General features: G+C 33.0%; 8 protein-coding genes. 2 read left to right on the top strand and 6 right to left on the bottom strand.

The genetic code is table 11. From position 1 onward, the window contains the following. Both WBN21_RS05180 and WBN21_RS05175 read left to right on the top strand, forming a co-directional pair. A partial coding sequence (locus tag WBN21_RS05180; RefSeq protein WP_424198220.1) for a 50S ribosomal protein L11 methyltransferase occupies nucleotides 1-298 on the top strand: 298 nt, incomplete at its 5' end. 33 nt (nucleotides 299-331) lie between these two features. Beyond that, complete coding sequence (locus tag WBN21_RS05175; RefSeq protein WP_424198219.1) at nucleotides 332-607, top strand: ATP-dependent Clp protease adaptor ClpS; 276 nt, start codon at nucleotides 332-334, stop codon at nucleotides 605-607. Here WBN21_RS05175 and WBN21_RS05170 read toward each other — a convergent pair. The 6 genes from WBN21_RS05170 to WBN21_RS05145 all read right to left on the bottom strand — a co-directional run. Further along, nucleotides 604-873, bottom strand: coding sequence for a heavy-metal-associated domain-containing protein (locus tag WBN21_RS05170; RefSeq protein WP_424198218.1), 270 nt, complete (start codon nucleotides 871-873; stop codon nucleotides 604-606). The two genes, WBN21_RS05175 and WBN21_RS05170, sit on opposite strands and share 4 nt — an antisense overlap. Then, on the bottom strand, nucleotides 870-1,076 hold the full coding sequence (locus WBN21_RS05165) for a YgaP family membrane protein (RefSeq protein ID WP_424198217.1): 207 nt from the start codon (nucleotides 1,074-1,076) through the stop codon (nucleotides 870-872). Before WBN21_RS05165 ends, WBN21_RS05170 begins: the two co-directional genes overlap by 4 nt. Nucleotides 1,077-1,101: 25 nt before the next feature. Beyond that, nucleotides 1,102-2,514: an MBL fold metallo-hydrolase gene (locus tag WBN21_RS05160; RefSeq protein WP_424198216.1), complete on the bottom strand. Its 1,413-nt coding sequence runs from the start codon at nucleotides 2,512-2,514 to the stop codon at nucleotides 1,102-1,104. Nucleotides 2,515-2,623: 109 nt separating this feature from the next. Continuing rightward, a complete protein-coding gene (locus WBN21_RS05155) occupies nucleotides 2,624-3,415 on the bottom strand; it encodes a sulfite exporter TauE/SafE family protein (protein WP_424198215.1) in 792 nt (263 codons plus the stop codon). Next, complete coding sequence (locus WBN21_RS05150) at nucleotides 3,416-3,829, bottom strand: DUF6691 family protein (RefSeq protein WP_424198214.1); 414 nt, start codon at nucleotides 3,827-3,829, stop codon at nucleotides 3,416-3,418. A 2-nt stretch (nucleotides 3,830-3,831) separates the two neighbouring features. Continuing rightward, nucleotides 3,832-4,298, bottom strand: a 467-nt coding sequence (locus WBN21_RS05145) for a YeeE/YedE family protein (protein ID WP_424198213.1), incomplete at its 5' end; no start/stop codon positions are given.

Genomic DNA, 4,298 nt, shown 5'->3' with positions numbered 1-4,298 from the left:
CCTAAACAGTTTGGAAAATGTAGAACGTAATAATTGTAAAAATATCACAGTAATTGAAGGGGATGCGTCAGTTTTAAAAAATAAATACGACATAATAATTGCTAATATAAATCGCAATATTTTAATGCAAGAGATGGCCACTTATATTTCATGTTTAAATAAAAACGGAACGCTTTTTTTAAGCGGATTTTATGCTGATGATATTCCAATGATTCAAAAAGAAGGTGAAAAACATTTGTTAAAATTTGAAGAAAAATTGGAAAGAAACAATTGGGTATCGTTAAAATTTATAAATTAGTAGTATAATAAATCCCCAAAGGATATTAAAGTTATGAGTACAAAAGAAAAAGCATCAGAAGAATTATTAGTTGAAGAAGCCGTGCTAACTCAGAATGAAATCGTATTGTTCAATGATGATGTTAACACCTTTGATCACGTTATAGATACCCTTATTTATGCCTGCGAGCATACTGCCGAGCAAGCAGAACAATGTGCTATTCTAGTACATTACAAAGGGAAATGTACTGTTAAAACGGGTGAGTATAAAGAATTAAAACCGCGCTGCTCTATGCTTTTAGATGCTGGTTTAAGTGCTGAGATTATTTAATTATTCATTCTTCCAATGGCACAACTTACAAAAGATTTAGCTTTTGTAGTTAACGCATTTTTATCTCCAACCACAGGGTAACCAATACTATTAAGAAGGTCTTGAACTTCATAAAGCGTATTTTCATTTTCGTATTGGAATGAAACCGTGTTATTATCGTTGTTAATTTCTAATTCAGAAACATCCTCCAAACTAGAAACTTTTTTGGTTATGGTGTTGGCACATCCGCCACACTTAAGATTTTGTATTTCTAAAACTGTTTTCATTTTTTTATTTTACATGTGTTAATTCCAAAAATTTTATAAAGGGGACAGAAATTAATGAAGCTCGTTATTAGAAAAATAATAGCAACAGCCATTAGCACATAAGCTAATGTTCCTGTAATGACATTAAAATAATAAAGTAAGGCAACAACTATAGCCAAAGCTATTCTTATTCCTTTGTCTGCACTTCCCATGTTTTTTTTCATATCTTTTTTGATTAATTAATAGTATTTATAATGTTGATGGACATATATAATTGGTAACTGGTAAGCCCGAATTTTTTATGGCAGCAAAACCACCTGCTATATCAATTAAATTATCAAAACCTCGAGCTTTTAAAATAGATATAGCAATCACCGAGCGATACCCACCAGCACAATGAATATAATACTTTTTGTCTTTATCAATATGGTGCATGTTTTCATTTATAAAATCTAAAGCAAAATGCTGAACGAAATCGCCTTCTAAATATTCAGACTTATATTCACCATCTTTTCTAACATCTAAAACATTAATGCTTTCATTTTTTGAATGGCCATAAAATTCTTGAGCGGAAATTGAATTAATTGTTTCAATGTCTTTTCCAGCTTTTTTCCAAGCTTCAATGCCACCTTCTAAATAACCTAAAGTATTATCATATCCCACACGGGATAATCGCGTAACCGTCTCTTTTTCTCTTCCTTTTGGTGTTATTAAAATTATAGGTTGTTTCAAATCTGTTATTAAAGCACCAACCCAAGGTGCAAACCCACCATTAATTCCAATAAAAATAGAATTAGGTATATGCGCCTCAACAAATTCTTTTTCTGTTCGAACATCAAGAACTAGTGCGTCTTCATTATTTGCAACTAATTCAAATTCTTCTGGTGTTAAAGGCGTATCTCCTTTTTTCAAAACGGTTTCAAAAGCATCATAACCAGATTTATTCATCATCGCATTTTTTGCAAAATACTGAGGCGCAGGTGCAATACCGGTTAACACTTCTTTTACAAATTCGTCTTTTGACATATCCGCTCTTAAGGCATAATTTGTTTTTTTCTGCTCGCCTAAAACCCCTATCGTTTCTTTGCTTAAATTTTTTCCGCAGGCAGAACCCGCACCATGAGCCGGGTAAACGATAATATCATCAGGAAGTGTCATGATTTTTTTGCGTAAAGAATCAAATAACATTGCTGCTAAATCTTCTTTTGTTAAATCCGATTTAATAGCTAAATCAGGTCTTCCTACATCACCTAGAAACAACGTGTCGCCAGAGAATATAGCATGTTCTTTTCCATGCTTATCAATTAAAAGAAATGTTGAAGATTCTAAAGTATGTCCTGGTGTATGCAAGACTTTTATAATGATGTTTCCTAATTTGAACTCTTCATTGTCTTTTGCAGAATGAATATCGTATTCTGTTTCAGCACCAGGGCCAAATATAATTTTAGCACCAGTTTTTTTCGCTAAATCAACATGACCAGAAACGAAATCGGCATGAAAATGAGTTTCAAAAATATATTTTATTTTGGCATTTTCTTTAGCGGCCTTATCAACATATTGTTGTGTTTCACGCAATGGGTCAATAATAGCGACCTCACCGTTTGATTCTATGTAATATGCACCTTGTGCTAAACAGCCTGTATATATTTGTTCTATTCGCATACTTTTATTTTTTTATTCCCTTGAAGAAGGGGATTTCTTCAGTCTAATTTAACTATACAAAATTACAAAACCTGACCTTATTGACATGTGACTATTATCACTTTTGTAATTATTTTAACTCTTTATAAATTATGTAAACCGCCATTAGTAATACAAAATAACCAAAACTCTTTTTTAGTTTCTCGCCGCTTATAAATTTTGATAAAAACACACCTATTATAATACCTATAATAGAAATTAATGTAAATATTAAAAGGAATGTCCACTCAATGTCTAAAGTTTGTAGGTCTCCAGTAAAACCTATTAAAGAGTTTATAGTCACAATAATTAATGATGTTCCAACGGCTTTTTTCATGGGAATATTTGCCCAAAGTACTAATGCTGGAACGTATAAAAATCCACCACCAGCACCAATAATACCTGTTATAGTACCAATAATTAAACCTTGTGCAAATGTTTTGTAATAAGGTTGCGATTTTGCCGAAACTTCTTTCTCTTTTCCTTTTTTAATCATAGAAATAGAGGCCAAAAGCATGATAATTGCAAAGAAAATCATAATTCCCATTTCTTTGGAAAGTTGAAAATCACCAATGGAAAATAAAGATTCTGGAATTCCAGGAACCAAATACCTTCTAGATAAATAAACGGCAATAAATGAAGGAAATGAAAAGGCTAAACCTGTTTTAAAATCGACTAAGCCTTTTTTGTATTTTTGATAGGTACCAACCATGGATGTGGTACCAACCACAAAAAGAGAGTAAGCTGTCGCAACTACGGGATTGTAACCAAGGAGATAAACCAAAAGAGGCACAGTAAGTATGGATCCACCACCTCCAATAAGCCCTAAAACTAGGCCAACGATTAGGGCGCCTATATATCCTAAAATTTGGGTGGAATCCATTTAATGTGGCAGTTTGTTTTTTATTAGACCATAAATAAATGTACCAATTATTGCAGCAGCTATTACAATAATCATACTCCAAACACCTGTACCTAAAAGAATGTACATAGGTCCGGGGCAAGTTCCAACTAATGCCCATCCTAAGCCAAATATCATCCCGCCAATAATATACCTCACAAATCCGTCCTCTTTTTTAGGAACAAAAATGTCTGCACCTTTTATACTTTTTATATGTCTACTTTTTGAAATCTGTAAAAATAGAATTCCCGATGCAACAGCTGTTCCTATTATGCCATACATATGGAAGGATTGAAACCTAAACATTTCATAAATGCGATACCATGAAACGGCTTCGGATTTCACTAAAACGATACCGAAAAATATACCTACTAAAAGAAATTTTAAAACTTTCATACTTAAAAGATTAGGGGAAAAATTAAATTAGCCATAATTAAACCGCCTATAAAAAAGCCAATAACAGCTATTAGGGATGGTTTTTGTAAACTACTAAGACCTGCAATGGCGTGACCTGATGTGCAACCACCAGCATACCGTGTACCGAAACCAACTAAAAGACCTCCAACGATTAAAAGTAAAAGTGCTTTAGGTGATGTTAAAACATCCATACCAAATATTTCGTTTGGTACTAGGGTTGCTCCAGCATTTTTGAATCCCAAATTTTGAAGCTCTGCAATTGTAATTGGGTTTAAATCTGTTCCGCTACCATTTGACAAAAAATGAACAGCAATAAAACCTCCAATTATAGCGCCTAGAACTACGGTTAAATTCCATATTTGGTCTTTCCAATTGGGTTTGAAAAATTCTGAAAATTTCCCAGCGCCAGCAATACTGCACATGGTTTTAAGATTTGATGACATTCCAA

The organism is Algibacter sp. (genome assembly GCF_049667265.1).
Lineage (GTDB): Bacteria > Bacteroidota > Bacteroidia > Flavobacteriales > Flavobacteriaceae > Algibacter_B.
This window is presented reverse-complemented; position numbering and strand designations above follow the sequence as displayed.

Bases quoted from the DNA above. Each gene is read 5' to 3' on its own strand.
- WBN21_RS05155 (WP_424198215.1), bottom strand. From the start codon at position 3,415: ATGGATTCCACCCAAATTTTAGGATATATAGGCGCCCTAATCGTTGGC.
- WBN21_RS05175 (WP_424198219.1), top strand. From the start codon at position 332: ATGAGTACAAAAGAAAAAGCATCAGAAGAATTATTAGTTGAAGAAGCC.
- WBN21_RS05170 (WP_424198218.1), bottom strand. From the start codon at position 873: ATGAAAACAGTTTTAGAAATACAAAATCTTAAGTGTGGCGGATGTGCC.
- WBN21_RS05165 (WP_424198217.1), bottom strand. From the start codon at position 1,076: ATGAAAAAAAACATGGGAAGTGCAGACAAAGGAATAAGAATAGCTTTG.
- WBN21_RS05160 (WP_424198216.1), bottom strand. From the start codon at position 2,514: ATGCGAATAGAACAAATATATACAGGCTGTTTAGCACAAGGTGCATAT.
- WBN21_RS05150 (WP_424198214.1), bottom strand. From the start codon at position 3,829: ATGAAAGTTTTAAAATTTCTTTTAGTAGGTATATTTTTCGGTATCGTT.